This window comes from Alicyclobacillus sp. CIJ1 (assembly GCF_057538885.1).
The window spans coordinates 265,816-281,724 of sequence record NZ_BAAJPH010000067.1; the positions used below are offsets into that span (position 1 = coordinate 265,816).

The window sequence follows — 15,909 nt, forward strand, 5'->3', positions numbered from 1 at the left end:
ACGGTGGACTTTGTGCACCTGCACGTCCATTCCGCGTTTTCGTTTCGCGAGAGCCTGTTGCGCGTGGAGGACATCGTACGGGCCGCCAAGGCCTGCGAGATGCCGGCCGTGGCCATCACGGACACCAACGCGATGTACGGCGCGCTCAGCTTCTACCGCCTCGCGCGCGCGGAAGGACTTGCTCCCATCCTCGGCATGCAGGTGTCCCTTGCCGTCGACGAGGAGGAGGTTGTGCCCGGGCGGGCAGCCGAATCGCTCGATACGGTCGTGGTGCTCGCCATGGGCTTATCGGGCTACCGCCGGCTCACGCGGCTTGCGACGAGCGCGCGCTGGAAGCGGCCGGTGCCGCACGTGACGCTCCGCGAACTCGCCGAGTATTCGGATGGGCTGGTGGTGCTCTGCGGCGGGCCGGAGTCGCGCCTGTTCGATGCTCTTGCGCGCGGCGAGGTGGAGGCGGCCGAGCGGCGGCTTTTGCAGGTGGCCAATGCCGTGCCCGCGGGGCAGTTGTTCGTGGAAGTGCAAGATCACGGCCTTCGGCGTGAGCGCGAGGGATTGCCTTCGCTCATGGAGCTCGCCAGGCGCTACGATGTGCCGCTTGTGGCGACGCAAGACGTCCGCTATCTCGCGCGGGAGGACGCGCCGTGGCACCGCGCGTACGCGCAGCTCGCGCGGGCGGATGCGGCCGAGCGGTTCGCGACGGACGAGTTCCACTTCGCGACGAAGGCGGAGATGGCCGACCGGTTGGCCAACCTGCCAGACGCTCTCAGTCGGACGGCCGAGATCGCCGAGATGTGCGCGCTCGACCTGCCGCTTCATCAGGTGCGGATGCCGCGCTACGCGACGAAGGACGGGCGGCCGGCGGAGGAGGTGCTGCGCGAGGCCGCACGCGCGGGCGCCACGAGGCGGTACGGGGCCATTGCGCCCGAGGTGGAGGAGCGGCTCGAGCGGGAGCTTGACGTCATCTGCCGCATGGGCTACGCCGATTACTTTCTCGTGGTGGCGGACTTCATCCGGTACGCCCACCAGCAGGGCATCTCCACGGGGCCGGGGCGCGGATCGGCGGCGGGCAGCCTGGTTGCCTACGCCCTTCGCATCACGGACGTGGATCCCATTCGGCACAAGCTTCTGTTCGAGCGGTTTCTGAATCCCGCGCGCGTGTCGCTGCCGGACATCGACACGGACTTCGAGTTTGAGCGGCGCGGCGAGGTCATCCGCTATGTGATGGAGAAGTACGGGCGCGATCGCGTCGCGCAGATCGGCACCTTCGGCACGCTGCAGGCCCGGGCGGCCTTGCGGGACGCGGGCCGCATGACGGGGGCGGACCCGGCGCTCGTCGACCGCTTGGCGAAGCTCGTGCCGGGCGTGGTGCACGCGTCGCTCGACGGCGCCTATCAGGAGTCCGCGGCGTTCCGGGAGCTCGTCGACGGCAGTCCAGATGCCCGGCGGCTGTTTGAGGCAGCCAAGCGGATTGAAGATCTGCCGCACCACACGTCCATCCACGCGGCCGGCGTCATCATCTCGCCGGAGCCCATCGCGGACTGGATTCCGCTCGATCTCGCCGCGGACGACACGCCGGTCACGGCGTATCCGATGGAGGACGTGGAGGCGCTCGGGTTCGTCAAGATGGATTTTCTCGGCCTCAAGACGCTGACGCTCATCGATCGCTGCCTCGAGTCGATTCGCAAGCGCACAGGCGCCTCCATCGACTGGCGGCAGGTGGACGAGGGCGACAAGGCCACGTACGCCCTTTTGACCCGCGCGGATACCAACGGCGTCTTTCAGCTCGAGTCGGCCGGCATGCGGCGGGTGTTGCGCGAGCTTCGCCCCACCAGCTTGGACGACGTGATTGCCGTCATCTCGCTCAACCGGCCGGGGCCGATGGAGAACATCCCCGCTTTTTGCGACGCGAAACACGGGCGCCGCGCCGTGACGTATCCGCACCCGGATCTCGAGCCCATTCTGGCGGATACCTACGGCGTCATCGTGTATCAGGAGCAGATCATGCAGATTGCGAGCCGGATGGCGGGATTTTCGCTGGCCGAGGCGGATCTGTTGCGGCGGGCCGTATCGAAAAAGAAGCGCGAGATCCTGGACGAGGAGCGCGCCCGCTTTGTCGACGGGTGCGTGAGGCGCGGGTACAGCGAGGAGACGGCGCGCGAGGTGTACGATCTCATCGTGCGCTTCGCGGATTACGGGTTCAATCGCTCGCACGCGGCGGCGTATGCGGTGCTCGCGTTTCGGACCGCGTATCTGCGGGCGCATTTTCTGCCGGATTTTCTGGCGGCGCTCCTCACGCTCTCGATGGGATCGCCGGACAAGATCCGGCTGTACGAGCAGGACGCGAGGCGCCACGGCATCCAAGTGAGGCCCCCGTCCGTCCTGCGGAGCGAGCGCGGATACACCGTGGAGAAGGATGGGAGCCTGCGCGCCGGGCTCATCGCCATTCGACATGTCGGGGAGGCGGCGGTCGATCACATCCTGTCCCTCAGGTCCGAGAAGCCGTTTACGTCGCTGGTCGATTTCCTGCGGCGCATCGAACCCCGCATCGTCAATCGCAAGGCGCTCGACAGCCTCTTTGCAGCGGGGGCGCTCGACGAGTTCTTCCCGGAGAACGCCTCGCGGGACGTGCGCCGCCAGATGTACGAGGAGGCGCTGTCGCGCGCGGAGGAGAGCCGCCAGTGGGCGGCGCTCGACCTGTTCGTCGAGGCGGAGGCGCAGGGCGCTTCCGAGGGGCCCGGGAACGCACGAGCCCCATCCGCCAAGCGCCTGTATATCCGGTATCGCAGCCGGGGCGGCGCGCAGGTGTTGCGGGAGATCCAGCGACTGCTCGCCATGTCTCCCGGGGAGACGGAGGTCGCGCTCTACGACGCCTCCACGGGCCGGGCGCGGCTGCTCGGCCCGCGCTATCGCGTAGAGGTGACGCAGGATCTGGTCGCTGCGCTCGAAGAGCGCGTGGGGCTTGGCAACGTTCGGCTGAAGTGAGGCTGGGAGCTCGCCCTGGTTTCTGCATGTGCCTGTTCGGACAGACATGGTATAATGCGGGCAAGAGTGATCATGATGCTTGCTAGGAGCGTAAGAGCCATGTGGACGGTCATCTACATTGCACCGACATCGCAGCAGGCGGAGCGGATTCGCCTGAGGATGACGGAGGAAGGCTTCCTAGTCAAGGTGAAGAAGTCGCGCGGCGCGAAAGAGCAATATGAGATTCTGATTCCAGAGAGCGAGCTCGACGAGGCGCAGGACGTCCTGAGAGACATCCTGCACTCGTCGTTGTCGTGACGGCCCGCTTCGGGCGCAACAGCGGGGTTAAAGAGGTGGGGTTGTGTTAAAAGATCTGTTCAACCGACGGCGCCAGTACGTCACGGTGGGGACGGGCGAGGAGGCGCCCGAGGCGCGGCCGACAAGACCTGCGATGGAGCGGGATGTGCCGAAGGGCCTCGTGCAAAAGTGCGACGGGTGCGGCGCCCTCATTTTGGCGAAGGAATTGCAGAAGCATCTGTACACATGCCCGGAGTGCAATTACCACTTCCGCATCGGGGCGCGCACGCGTATCGAGATCACGGTCGACGAGGGGACGTTCCGCGAGCTCGACGCCCGGCTGACCTCGACGAATCCGCTCGGCTTTCCCCAGTACGAGGAGAAGCTGGAGGCCGCCAAGCGCGCCACCGGGCTTCTCGAGGGCGTGGTGACGGGCGAGGCCGAGCTCGACGGCGTGCCCATTGTCATCGGTGCCATGGATCCGGGCTTCATGATGGGCAGCATGGGTTCCGCGGTGGGCGAGCGCATCGCGCGGGCGATGGAACGAGCGGCGGAGAGCAAGCGCCCGCTTGTTTTGTTCACCGCGTCTGGCGGCGCACGGATGCAGGAAGGCATTCTGTCCCTCATGCAGATGGCCAAGACGAGCGTGGCCCTCACGCGGATGGTTGAGGCGCGCGTGCTGTTCATCTCGGTCATCACGCACCCCACTACGGGCGGCGTGAGTGCCAGCTTCGCGAGCCTCGGCGACATCATTGTCGCAGAGCCGGGCGCCATGTTTGGGTTCGCGGGCCGGCGCGTCGTGGAACAGACCATGCGGCAGAGTCTGCCTGACGATTTTCAGACGGCAGAGTTCAACCTGAAGCACGGCATGATCGACAAGGTCGTGCATCGAAAGCAGATGCGCCAGACGCTCGGGGCGCTGGTGCGCATTCACACCGCTCGGGGGTGGGCGCATGGCGAATGAGCTGGATTTTGAGCGGCCCATCGCCGAGCTGAAGGCGAAGATCGCCGAGCTCAAGGCGTTCATGGAGAAGAACGACATTGACTTGCAGGGAGAGGTCGCCAAGCTGGAGGAGCGTTTGAAGGAACTCACGGAGACCACGTATGCGAATCTCACGCCGTGGCAGCGCGTTCAACTCGCCCGCCAGATTGGGCGACCCACCACCCTGGATTACATCCGCGGGCTGTGCGACGAGTTCGTAGAGTTGCACGGCGACCGCCACTTTGCCGATGACCTCACCATCGTCGGCGGCGTAGGGCTCATCTCTGGCCAGCCCGTGACCATCATCGGCCATCAGAAGGGGCGGGACACGAAGGAGAACATCCGCCGCAACTTCGGCATGGCGAATCCGGAGGGCTATCGGAAGGCGCTTCGGCTGATGAAGCAGGCGGAAAAGTTCGGCCGTCCCGTGGTCTTCTTCATCGATACGCCGGGCGCCTACGCGGGCATGTCGGCCGAGGAGCGGGGGCAGAGCGTGGCCATCGCCGAAAACCTTCTCGCCATGGCCGGCCTGCGCGTGCCCACCCTGTCCATCGTCACCGGCGAGGGCGGCAGCGGCGGCGCGCTCGGACTCGGGATCACGGACCGGATTTACATGCTCGACTACGCGTGGTACTGCGTCATCGCGCCGGAGTCGGCCGCAGCGATTCTGTGGAAGGACGCCAAGCTCGGGCCGAAGGCCGCCGAGGTCATGCGGCTCACGGCCAAGGACCTGCTCGATCTCGGCGTGATCGACCGCATCATCGAGGAGCCGATGGGCGGCGCGCAGAAGGATCCGGAGTGGATGGTGCGAAAGGTGCGGGAGGTCGTGATGGACGGGTTGCGCGAGCTTTTGTCTGTGCCTATTGATGAACTGCTCGAGGCGCGCTACCATAAGTATCGGCAAATGGGAACCTACGTCGAACGGCCGTGAAGCGGTGTCCGGCGCCGCCGGACTTTCCGCTTCTTCCTTTGTGTGCGCGCCTGCGCACGGGGCCAGGTCGAAAGTTTCGCGAAGAGAGGGTTAGGCATGCGAAAGACGAAGATTGTGGCCACCATCGGGCCTGCGAGCGAATCGCTCGACATGTTGACCAAGCTGATTGAGGCCGGTTTGGATGTCGCCCGACTCAACTTCTCCCACGGTACATACGAAGAACACGCAGAGCGCATCCGGCGCATTCGCGAGGCGTCGGCCCGCGTGGGCAAGCACGTCGGCATCATGCTCGACATCAAGGGACCGAAAATTCGAACGGGCAAGATCCAAGGCGGCCAGGTGGAGCTGAAAGACGGAGACGAAATTGTCCTCACCATTGATCCGGTGGAGTACGGCACGAAGGAGCGCGTGTGGGTCTCCTACGAAGGGCTCGTGGAAGACGTGTATCCCGGCGCGCCGATTCGCATCGACGACGGGCTGATTGGACTCGAGGTCATCCAGGTCAAGGGCCACGACATTCACTGCCGCGTCACCAACGGCGGCGTGCTGAAGGACAACAAGGGCATCAACGTCCCTGGCGTGACGCTCAGGATTCCGGGTGTCACGGAGAAGGACAAGGCGGACATCCGCTTCGGCATTGAGCACGGCGTCGACATGATCGCGGCGTCGTTCGTGCGCAAGGCGGCGGACGTGCTCGAGGTGCGCCGCATTCTGGAGGAGCACAATTACCAGGCGGACATCATCTCCAAGATTGAGACGCGCGAGGGGCTGGATCGGCTCGACGAGATCGCGCAGGTGTCCGACGGCATGATGGTGGCCCGCGGCGATCTCGGCGTCGAGATCCCGACGGAAGAGGTGCCGCTCGCGCAGAAGCGGATTATCTCCATCTGCAACCGGTATGGCAAGCCGGTCATCACGGCGACGCAGATGCTCGATTCGATGCAGCGCAATCCGCGGCCCACGCGCGCCGAGGCGAGCGACGTGGCGAACGCCATCTTCGACGGCACGGACGCCATCATGCTCTCAGGCGAAACGGCGGCCGGGCGGTATCCGCTCGAATCCGTGCGGACCATGGCGCAGATTGCGGAGCGTGCCGAGGCCGCCATCGCGCACGACGAGGTGGCGTACCGGCACCGCACGGAGGTCACGCACACCGTGTCCGACTCGCTCGCGCACGCCGTGCGCACGCTCGCGGCCGATCTCGACGTGGTCTCCATCATCACGGCGACGACGTCCGGGCACACCGCCCGCTGCGTGTCCAAGCACCGGCCCATGACGCCCATCATCGCGGTGACGCCGTTCGATCACGTCGCGCGGCGCCTGACGCTCTACTGGGGCGTCCTCCCCGTCGTCGTGCCGGACATCGCGGGTACGACGGACGAGTTGCTCGCGAGCTCTGTTCAGGGGGCGCTCTCGACCGGCTATGTGCACAAGGGCGATCGCGTCATCATCATGGGCGGCATTCCCGCGGGCACGGCGGGCACGACGAACTTCATGAAGGTGCACACGGTTTAAAAGCCGCACCGGCTCAAGACCGGATACAGGCGCGCGGCGCGGAATTCCCCGCTTTGAAGGGGAATTCCGCTTTCGTTTATGATGGAGAGCGAATGGCGCTTGGCGCGCATCGGCGAGAGTCCCCAGGATGGGGCGCCGTTCCGATTTGAACCGAATTTGAACAGTTGGGAGAATGATGTCCATGAAACGCGTGTTGTCGGGCATTCAGCCATCCGGAACCCTGACCATCGGAAACTACCTCGGGGCGATTCGCAACTTCGTGAAGTTGCAGGGCGAGGCGGACTGCCTGTTCTGCGTGGTGGACATGCACGCCATCACGGTGCCGCAGGACCCGGAGGCGCTCCGCCACAACACTCGTTCGGTGGCCGCGTTGTATCTCGCGTCGGGGATTGACCCTGCGAAGGCGACGGTGTTTGTCCAGTCGCACGTTCCGCAGCACGCCGAGCTTGGGTGGATCCTGCAGTGCTTCACCTACCACGGCGAGCTCGAGCGCATGACACAATTCAAGGACAAGTCGAGCCGCCACGAGGTGGTCACGGCGGGACTGTTCACCTATCCTGTGCTGATGGCTGCGGACATTTTGCTCTACAACGCGCATCTTGTGCCGGTTGGGGAAGATCAAAAACAGCACCTGGAACTCACCCGGGACATCGCGGGCCGCTTCAATCGCCGATTCGGGGACACGTTCGTGGTGCCGGAACCCTATATCCCGGAGATTGGCGGGCGCATCATGAGCCTCGAAAATCCGGAGAAGAAGATGAGCAAGAGCGACGAAAGCGCGAACGCGTACATCTCGATGCTCGATGATCCGGACACCATACGTCGAAAAATCGGCCGCGCGGTGACGGACTCGGAGCGGGAAGTGCGCTTCGACCCGGAGCGGAAACCTGCGGTCAGCAACCTGATGACCATTTACGCGCTCTGTGCCGACGTCTCGCTCGAGGAAGTCGAGCGCAGATTCGCAGGCCAGGGCTACGGGCCGTTCAAGAAGGAACTGGCGGAAGTCGTGATTGAGCGCTTGGCGCCCATTCAAGCTCGTTACCAGGATCTCATGGAATCGAGCGACCTCGATGACGTGCTGCGCCAAGGGGCCGAGCGGGCGCGTGACATTGCAGCCGCTACGCTCCGGGAGGTGCAGCAGAAGGTCGGCTTCTTGCAGGTCTGAGCCGCGCCGAGCCGCCCGCCGTGCGGGCGCAGGGAGGGATGCGGAATGCGGCTTTTGGTGGTGGAGGACGAGGCGGCGCTGCAGCGGGAGCTCGTAAAGCTTTTTCAGCAGCGCGGTTACACGGTGGACGCCGTGGATACGGTGTTTGCGGCGGTAGAACACGGCATGAGCGGCGCGTACGACTGCATCGTGCTCGATTACATGCTGCCGGACGGAGACGGGATTGAGGCGCTCACGCAATTGCGCGAGGCGGGGTGCACGACCCCCATTCTCATGCTCACGGTGAAAAATGACCCAAAGGACCGCGTGCTGGGGCTCAACAAGGGGGCCGACGATTACCTGGGCAAGCCGTTTCATCCCGACGAACTCCTGGCCCGGGTGGGGGCGCTCGTCCGGCGCTCGCCCGCGCTCACCGACGACGAGGTGCTCGAGCACGGGCGCGCGAAACTGCACACGCGGTCGCGCAGCCTCGAGTACGACGGCCGGACCCTGGAACTCACGAGCAAGGAGTTCGCCCTGATGGAGGCGCTCTTTCGCCACAAGCACCAGGTCATGACCCGCGATCAGTTGATTGCCAAAGTCTGGGGTCCTGACGCGGAGGTGGCGGACAGCGCGCTCGACACCTACATTTACTTCTTGCGAAGGAAGTGTTCCAACATCGGCTGGAAAAACGCCATCGTCACGGTGCGCGGCCGGGGCTATGCGCTGCAGCCGGAGGGCGAGTGACCGATGTTCCGCCGAATGTACATCACCGTGGCGAGCCTCCTCATCGTGAGCACGGGGCTTTTGCTCGTGCTCGTGGGACTCGCCGTGTACCACGAGCTGACGAACGACGTGGCCAGAGACGCGGAGCAGGCGATGGCCGAGGCCGTGCCGGCGGTCGAGCGGGCGCTCACGGAGAGCGTGTATCGGGATGGCCTCGGCCCCCCCGTCCGGGACGATCTCGGCAACACCATCTTCTACTATGCCGTGGGCCCGGCGGCCGTCGCCCATTCGCCGCACGCGCCCGTCCCGTTTTCGGTCGTGCACGGCGAGGCGGTGCTCAAGCACTTCGTGACGTTCACGTACGACAACGAGCCGTACCGGCTGTACACCGTGGTCGTGCCGGATCCGACCATGGCGCCTGCCCTCATCCAGACGTCGTATCAAGCTTCGGTCGGCGGGTCTTCGACCCGAGGGCTGTTGGCCACAGGCGCGCTGAAGGCCGCGGTGCGCGGCATCGCGGGTTCGCCCGCCCTCACGCCGACGCGATCGACCGTGGTGCTCTACATGTACTGTCTCATCACGCAAGAGCGCTCGATGCTGACGCACACGCTCCACCTCATGGAGTTCATCGGCGGCGCGGGATTTTTGCTTGCCATCGCGGGCGATCTCGTCCTGGCCCGGCGCCTCGTCCAGCCCGCCTTTCAGACCTGGGCGGCGTACCAGGAGGCGGTGCTGGAGTTGTCGCACGAATTGCAGACGCCCATCGCCACCGCCAGCGCGATGCTCGCCAACCGCGATGTGCCGGAGGAGGCGGCGAACGAGATCCGGCGCGAGCTGGACCGCGCGTCGAAGATGATCTCGGACATGCTCTACCTCTCGAAGTTGCGCTCGGGTTTGGTCGACGATCCGCCCGAACCCGTGGCGGTGTCGGACCTCACGCTCGAGATTGCCGAGCGGTATCAGCCCGTCGCGCGCGCCGAGGGCATCGAGCTTCGCGGGCAGGCCGAAGAGGGGCTCTACGTGTACACCAATCAGGGCGAGTGGGAGCGGCTGGTGAGCACGCTGCTCAAGAATGTGATTGATCACGCCAAGCGCCCGTCGACCGCCGTCTGGTCCTTGTATCGACAGGGCCAGTGGGTCGTGCTCACGGTTGAAAACGACGTGGCTGATCAGGCGGGCGACAGGCCTCGCGCGCCGGAGCGCGGCGTCGGCCTGCAGATTGTCGAGCGCCTGGTCCACCGGATGCGCGGGCGTTTGCGCATCGACGCAGACGAAGATCGATTTTTTGTCGAGTTGCACGTGCCGCTTTTGCGCCCGCATTGAGAGCGATTGCATGAGCGGGCTGGCGTGCTATATGATGGGTGAGGATGCACTGCGAGACAAGGCGGGCGGCGGGAGACTGCGCCGCTCCTTGTCGCGCACGGTCATCGAGAGAGAACGCATCGAGATTGGGAGGGCCTGCCATGCCGACGTTTGAGAGGTATTCACTGCCGACGGAGGGCGAACCCATCACGTTGGTGGATGGAAAGCTGAACGTGCCGGATCACCCAATTATTCCGTTTATCGAAGGAGACGGCACAGGGCCGGACATCTGGCGCGCTGCGCAGCGCGTGTTCGACGCAGCTGTCCAGAAGGCGTACGGCGGAAAGCGCAAGATCGCCTGGTACGAGGTGTATGCGGGCGAGAAGGCGTACAACATGTTTGGCGAATGGCTGCCGCAGGATACGCTGACGGCGCTGTCGGAATATATCGTCAGCATCAAGGGTCCCTTGACCACGCCGGTGGGGGGCGGCATCCGCTCGCTGAACGTGGCAGTCCGCCAGGAGTTGGACCTCTACGTCTGCCAGCGCCCCGTGCGTTACTTCCAGGGTGTTCCTTCGCCCGTGAAACATCCTGAACTCGTGGACATGGTGATCTTCCGGGAAAACTCGGAGGACATCTACGCCGGGATCGAGTGGCAGGCGGGTACGCCGGAGGTCAAGAAGGTCATCGAGTTTCTCCAGAAGGAGATGGGCGTCAAGAAGATCCGCTTCCCGGAGACGTCCGGCATCGGCGTGAAGCCCGTCTCGCGCGAGGGCACGGAGCGCTTGGTGCGCGCCGCGATTGAGTACGCCCTGCGCCACAACCGCAAGAGCGTCACGCTCGTCCACAAGGGCAACATCATGAAGTTCACCGAGGGCGCGTTCAAGAACTGGGGCTATGAACTTGCCGAGCGCGAATTCTCGGACAAGGTGTTCACGTGGGCGCAGTACGACCGCATCAAGGCAGAGAAGGGTCAGGAGGCTGCGGACGCGGCCCAGAAGGAGGCCGTGGAGGCCGGCAAGCTCATCGTGAAGGACGTCATCGCCGACGCGTTCCTGCAGCAGATCCTGACGCGTCCGGCCGAATACGACGTCATCGCGACGCTCAACCTGAACGGCGACTACATCTCGGACGCGCTCGCCGCGCAGGTCGGCGGCATTGGCATTGCGCCGGGCGCCAACATTAACTATGAAACGGGGCACGCGGTCTTCGAGGCGACGCACGGCACGGCGCCGAAGTACGCGGGGCTCGATAAGGTGAACCCGGGCTCGGTGATTCTCTCGGGCGTCATGATGTTCGAGTACATGGGCTGGCAGGAGGCTGCCGATCTCATCACCCGCGCGATGGAGAAGACCATTGCGCAGAAGATCGTGACGTACGACTTCGCCCGCTTGATGGAGGGCGCGACCGAGGTGAAGTGCTCCGAGTTCGGCGATCACATCATCAAAAATATGGACTGAGGAGCGGTTCGCATGGTGGAGAGGAAGAAAATCTCGGTGATCGGCGCCGGATTCACGGGCGCCACCACAGCGTTTTTGCTGGCGGTCAAGGAGCTCGGAGACGTGGTCCTTTTGGACATTCCGTCGCTCGAGAATCCCACCAAAGGCAAGGCGCTCGACATGCTCGAGGCCATGCCCGTGCTTGGGAGCGACGCGCGCGTCGTGGGGACGTCGAATTACGAGGATACCGCCGGATCGGATCTCGTCATCATCACGGCGGGACTGCCGCGCAAGCCGGGGATGAGCCGGGACGATCTCGTCACGACGAACGCGAACATCGTGAAGTCGGTCACCGAGCAGGTGGTCCGGCACTCGCCGGATGCCTGTCTCATCGTCCTCTCCAACCCTGTGGACGCCATGACGTACGTGGCGTACAAGACGAGCGGATTTCCCAAACAGCGCGTCATCGGTCAGGCCGGCGTGCTCGACACGGCCCGATTCAACACGTTCGTGGCCATGGAGCTCGGCGTGTCGGTGGAGGACGTGCACGGCTTTGTTCTCGGCGTGCACGGCGACGACATGGTGCCGCTCGTCCGCTACGCGAACGTCGGCGGCGTGCCGCTTGAAAAGCTGCTCCCCAAGGAGCGGATTGACGCCATCGTCGAGCGCACCCGGAACGGCGGCGGCGAAATTGTGAGCCTGATGGGCAACGCGAGCGCGTATTACGCCCCGGCCGCATCGCTTCTGCAGATGGCAGAGTCCATCCTCAAAGATAAGCGCCGCGTGTTGCCCGCCATCGCGTATCTCGAAGGGGAGTACGGCTATCGAGATCTCACGCTCGGCGTTCCGACGGTGCTCGGCAAAAGCGGCATCGAGCGCATCCTGGAGCTGGAGCTTTTGCCGGAGGAAAAGGCGGCGCTCGACAAGTCGGCCGAATCCGTGCGCCGACTGATCTCCGTGATCTCGTGACAGGGAGCAGGCAGGTGAAAGCCAAGGGCATACGTCCCTTGGCTTTTTCGCATGTCAACCGCTCTGCTGGGAGCGCTCGAGCGCCTTGACGTGCTCCGCCTGACGCCGGCAGGACTCGTCGTGCACCAGTTTCCAGAGCGCGGCGAGGAAGGTCGGGCTGAGGCCCAGCGCGGCTCCCGATTGAAGGTATCGCGCGCGGACCTGTTGCGCGCGCTCGGGCTGCACAATCGCTTGGCCTCGCCGCGCCTTGTGTTCGGCGATCTCGTCTGCGATGGAGAAGCGCCGGGCCAAGAGCGTCAGGATGTGCTCGTCGATGTGGTCAATGGCTTTGCGTAGCTCGCGGATTTCCTCGTTAAGTGGGCGCTGCACTTCGGCTCTCTCCCTTCGCGTGTGAAATGAGCAGGCATGGACGCGCAAAACGCCCACCCCGTGAGGGGCGGGCGTCGCCCGCGGTACCACCCTGATTCGAAAGGCGCTGGGCGCAGAGGCAGCCCGGGATCCTCTCGCGCCTCGTCCTGGGCCGGGCGGTCAAACAAAAAAGCCCGCCCCGTGAGGGGCGAGCTTCGCTCGCGGTACCACCCTGCGACGGGCGCCTGCGCACCCGCGTTTCACTTCATTGGGATAACGGTAGGTGTTCGCCTACCGGCGCTGGCTACTTGCGGCCCGCGCGAAGCGCTCATCGCGTCCGGTTCACCAGGCGGCTCCAGAGTGAACTTCCGTCCGCGCCACGGACCAGTTCGCACCTTCCACTGGCTCTCTGCACCGCCCCGGCGGACGTACTCTCTCCTTCATGGCCTTCGCTCGATGAATTTTGTGAACATCATAATCAATTCGGTGAAGTTTGTCAACGCGGCGTGCGTACCGCTGGGTGTGAGGCCGTTTTCGTGCCGCCACAAGACGACGCGGGCCGACAAGGGGAATGTGATAGAATGGAGCGGGACAAAAGTGCGCCAAACGGCGCGAAGTCTGGGGTGGCCTATGCCAGCGTCGAAACTCGTGTTGATTGATGGAAACAGCATCTTGTATCGAGCGTTCTTCGCGTTGCCGCCGCTCACCGCGAGGGACGGCACGCCCACGAACGCCGTGTACGGCTTTACGACGATGATCTTGCGGCTGATGTCGGACGAAAAACCGACGCATCTGGCCGTCGCGTTTGATAAATCTAAGACGACGTTTCGTCATGCTGATTTTGCGGCGTACAAAGGGACGCGCCAGGAGACGCCCGACGAGCTCGTGCAGCAGTTTCCGCTCGCGCGCCGCACGCTGGAGGCGCTGTCCATCCCGATGATCGAGATCGACCAATACGAGGCCGACGACGTGATCGGAACGCTCGCCAAGCGTGCAGCGGAAGCTGGCTTTGACGTGCGCGTGGTCTCGGGCGATAAGGACCTGTTGCAGTTGGTCGACAGTCGCATTCACGTGCTCCTGACGCGAAAGGGCATCACGGAGATGGAGCACTTTGACGAGCAGGCCGTCGCTCGCCGTTATCCGGGGCTTAAGCCCGCGCAGGTCATCGACCTGAAGGGTCTGATGGGCGATCCGTCCGACAACATTCCGGGGGTGCCCGGGGTGGGCGAAAAGACGGCGCTCAAGCTGCTTGCGTCCTTTGGCACGGTGGAAGGCGTGTACGAGCACCTGGATGAGGTCCAGGGCCAGAAGCTGCGAGAGCGCCTCGAGCAGCACCGCGAGGACGCGTTCCTCTCCAAGCGCCTCGCTACCATCGCCTGCGATGCGCCCATCGAGGTGGATCTCGAGGCGCTGCGATACGAAGGACCGGATCCCGCCCGCGCCATCGCCTGGTTCCGCGAGCTCGACTTCCGATCCCTCGTCGACAAAATTTCCGAGGAAATGAGCCACGATTCGACGGCGGCTCCTTCACCGGCGGACGCGCGTAGCGCGTTGAGCGAGTGGAGCTCCTTCGCGTACAGCTTGATTGAGGATGCGGGGATCTGGAAGGAAATTGTATCGTCGTTCAGTGAACCGGTCGGCGTCATGATGGACTTGGCAGATCCGGACTATCACCGGGCGGAGATCCGCGGCATGGCCGTCGCGACGCCAAAACGCGCGTACTATGTTCGCTTCGGCGAGCGATTGGAGTTGAGCGATGTCCGACCGTGGCTCGTGTCGGATCGGCCGAAGGTGGCGTTCGACCTGAAGTCAATGGCGTTCGCGCTGGACGCACACGGCATCGGGCTGACGTCGGCAAGCGGGTGGCAGGACGTCAAATTGGCCGCGTACTTGCTTAATCCGCAGGACGGCGAGGTCGAACTGTCCGATGTCTTCGCCCGCGAGCGTGGGCAGGAGTTGCCCGCGTTGGAAGAGGGCGAGCGCGAGAAGTGGCTCGCCTACACCGCGTCTCAACTGCCTCCGCTCTTCGAATCGTTGGCGTACACGATTCGCATGCAGGAGATGGAGCGTCTTTACCAAGAGGTCGAGCTTCCACTGGCGTTCGTACTCGCGAAGATGGAGATCACGGGGTTTTACGTCAATCGCGAGAAACTGGTGGCGTTTGGGCAGGAATTGACGGAGCGGATCAAGCGCATCACCGAGGAGATCTACGATCTCGCGGGCACTTCGTTCAATCTGAACTCGCCGAAACAACTCGGCGAGATCCTGTTCGACAAGCTGGGGCTGCCGGCCTTGAAGAAGACGAAAACCGGCTACTCCACGAGCGCCGACGTGCTTGAAAAGCTGGCCCCGATGCACGAGATTGTGCAGAAGATCTTGGATTACCGCCTGCTGGCGAAGTTGCAGTCGACGTACGTAGAGGGCCTGCTGAAGGTCATCCGCAAGGAGACGGGCCGCGTGCACACTCGGTTTCATCAGACGCTCACGGCGACCGGCAGACTGTCGAGCAGCGAGCCCAATCTGCAGAACATCCCCATCCGGCTCGAGGAAGGGCGCAGACTGCGCCAGGTGTTCGAGCCGACGTACAAAGATTGGGTGATCTTCGCGGCCGACTATTCACAGATCGAATTGCGGATCCTCGCCCATCTGTCTGGCGATGAGGCGCTCATCGACGCATTTCGCCGCGACATGGACATCCATACGCGGACGGCCGCGGACGTGTTTGAGGTGCCGCCGGAGCAGGTGACGAGCCTAATGCGCCGTCAGGCGAAAGCGGTCAATTTCGGTATCGTATATGGGATCAGCGATTTTGGGCTCGCGCAGAACCTCAACATTCCGCAGAAAGAGGCGAAGCGCTTCATCGAGAGTTATTTTGAGAAGTTTCCGGGTGTCAAGCGATATATGGACGAGATCGTCAAGCAGGCGCGCGAGCGCGGCTATGTCACCACCCTGATGAACCGCAGGCGGTATCTGCCGGACATCCACAGCCGCAATTATCAGCTCCGAAGTTTCGCCGAGCGTACCGCCATGAACACGCCCATCCAGGGCAGCGCCGCGGATCTGATCAAGCTCGCGATGGTGCGGATCGATCGCGCCATGCGCGACGCGCAGATGGACGCGCGCATGTTGCTCCAGGTGCACGACGAGCTCATCTTCGAGTGCCCGAAGGACGAACTGGCCGCGCTCGAAGTGCTGGTTCGGGACAACATGGAAAACGCGATGACCTTGTCTGTGCCGCTCAAGGTGGATACTGCGTACGGCCCGACGTGGTACGACGCCAAGTGAGGGGGGATGG

The 15,909-nt window shown here is 64.1% G+C and carries 11 protein-coding genes and 1 pseudogene; 11 read left to right on the forward strand and 1 reads right to left on the reverse strand.

Going from position 1 to position 15,909, the window contains the following annotated elements:
* Positions 1 to 3: 3 nt before the first annotated feature.
* The 10 genes and pseudogenes from dnaE (at position 4) to mdh (ending at position 12,266) form a co-directional block, all read left to right on the forward strand.
* Positions 4 to 2,982, forward strand: a complete 2,979-nt coding sequence (gene dnaE / locus AC27E8_RS04700) for a DNA polymerase III subunit alpha (RefSeq protein ID WP_487098325.1) — start codon at positions 4 to 6, stop codon at positions 2,980 to 2,982.
* 99 nt (positions 2,983 to 3,081) lie between these two features.
* Positions 3,082 to 3,279, forward strand: a complete 198-nt coding sequence (locus AC27E8_RS04705; protein ID WP_014465366.1) for a hypothetical protein — start codon at positions 3,082 to 3,084, stop codon at positions 3,277 to 3,279.
* Positions 3,280 to 3,322: 43 nt separating this feature from the next.
* Positions 3,323 to 4,222 carry an acetyl-CoA carboxylase, carboxyltransferase subunit beta gene (gene accD / locus AC27E8_RS04710; protein WP_487098323.1) on the forward strand — a complete coding sequence of 300 codons (900 nt, stop codon included), beginning with the start codon at positions 3,323 to 3,325 and terminating at the stop codon, positions 4,220 to 4,222.
* Positions 4,212 to 5,171, forward strand: coding sequence for an acetyl-CoA carboxylase carboxyltransferase subunit alpha (locus AC27E8_RS04715; RefSeq protein ID WP_487098321.1), 960 nt, complete (start codon positions 4,212 to 4,214; stop codon positions 5,169 to 5,171). Before accD ends, AC27E8_RS04715 begins: the two co-directional genes overlap by 11 nt.
* Positions 5,172 to 5,267: 96 nt before the next feature.
* Positions 5,268 to 6,683: pseudogene (pyk, locus tag AC27E8_RS04720) on the forward strand (pyruvate kinase); the annotation flags it as partial.
* A 184-nt stretch (positions 6,684 to 6,867) separates the two neighbouring features.
* Complete coding sequence (gene trpS / locus AC27E8_RS04725; protein WP_487098320.1) at positions 6,868 to 7,851, forward strand: tryptophan--tRNA ligase; 984 nt, start codon at positions 6,868 to 6,870, stop codon at positions 7,849 to 7,851.
* A gap of 45 nt (positions 7,852 to 7,896) precedes the next feature.
* Positions 7,897 to 8,577 carry a response regulator transcription factor gene (locus AC27E8_RS04730; protein ID WP_014465361.1) on the forward strand — a complete coding sequence of 227 codons (681 nt, stop codon included), beginning with the start codon at positions 7,897 to 7,899 and terminating at the stop codon, positions 8,575 to 8,577.
* A 3-nt stretch (positions 8,578 to 8,580) separates the two neighbouring features.
* Positions 8,581 to 9,879 (forward strand): sensor histidine kinase, encoded by a 1,299-nt coding sequence (locus AC27E8_RS04735; protein WP_487098318.1) that lies wholly within the window; start codon positions 8,581 to 8,583, stop codon positions 9,877 to 9,879.
* 140 nt (positions 9,880 to 10,019) lie between these two features.
* A complete protein-coding gene (gene icd, locus AC27E8_RS04740; RefSeq protein ID WP_487098316.1) occupies positions 10,020 to 11,318 on the forward strand; it encodes an NADP-dependent isocitrate dehydrogenase in 1,299 nt (432 codons plus the stop codon).
* A 12-nt stretch (positions 11,319 to 11,330) separates the two neighbouring features.
* Positions 11,331 to 12,266, forward strand: coding sequence for a malate dehydrogenase (gene mdh / locus AC27E8_RS04745; RefSeq protein WP_487098314.1), 936 nt, complete (start codon positions 11,331 to 11,333; stop codon positions 12,264 to 12,266).
* 54 nt (positions 12,267 to 12,320) lie between these two features.
* Here the strand turns inward: mdh and AC27E8_RS04750 are convergent, their stop codons facing one another.
* Positions 12,321 to 12,635: a chorismate mutase gene (locus AC27E8_RS04750; protein WP_487098313.1), complete on the reverse strand. Its 315-nt coding sequence runs from the start codon at positions 12,633 to 12,635 to the stop codon at positions 12,321 to 12,323.
* Positions 12,636 to 13,244: 609 nt separating this feature from the next.
* Between AC27E8_RS04750 and polA the strand changes: the two genes are divergently transcribed.
* Positions 13,245 to 15,899, forward strand: a complete 2,655-nt coding sequence (gene polA / locus AC27E8_RS04755) for a DNA polymerase I (protein ID WP_487098311.1) — start codon at positions 13,245 to 13,247, stop codon at positions 15,897 to 15,899.
* Positions 15,900 to 15,909: the final 10 nt, after the last annotated feature.

Bases quoted from the DNA above. Each gene is read 5' to 3' on its own strand.
- AC27E8_RS04705 (WP_014465366.1), top strand. From the start codon at position 3,082: ATGTGGACGGTCATCTACATTGCACCGACATCGCAGCAGGCGGAGCGG.
- AC27E8_RS04715 (WP_487098321.1), top strand. From the start codon at position 4,212: ATGGCGAATGAGCTGGATTTTGAGCGGCCCATCGCCGAGCTGAAGGCG.
- trpS (WP_487098320.1), top strand. From the start codon at position 6,868: ATGAAACGCGTGTTGTCGGGCATTCAGCCATCCGGAACCCTGACCATC.
- AC27E8_RS04730 (WP_014465361.1), top strand. From the start codon at position 7,897: ATGCGGCTTTTGGTGGTGGAGGACGAGGCGGCGCTGCAGCGGGAGCTC.
- AC27E8_RS04735 (WP_487098318.1), top strand. From the start codon at position 8,581: ATGTTCCGCCGAATGTACATCACCGTGGCGAGCCTCCTCATCGTGAGC.
- icd (WP_487098316.1), top strand. From the start codon at position 10,020: ATGCCGACGTTTGAGAGGTATTCACTGCCGACGGAGGGCGAACCCATC.
- mdh (WP_487098314.1), top strand. From the start codon at position 11,331: ATGGTGGAGAGGAAGAAAATCTCGGTGATCGGCGCCGGATTCACGGGC.
- polA (WP_487098311.1), top strand. From the start codon at position 13,245: ATGCCAGCGTCGAAACTCGTGTTGATTGATGGAAACAGCATCTTGTAT.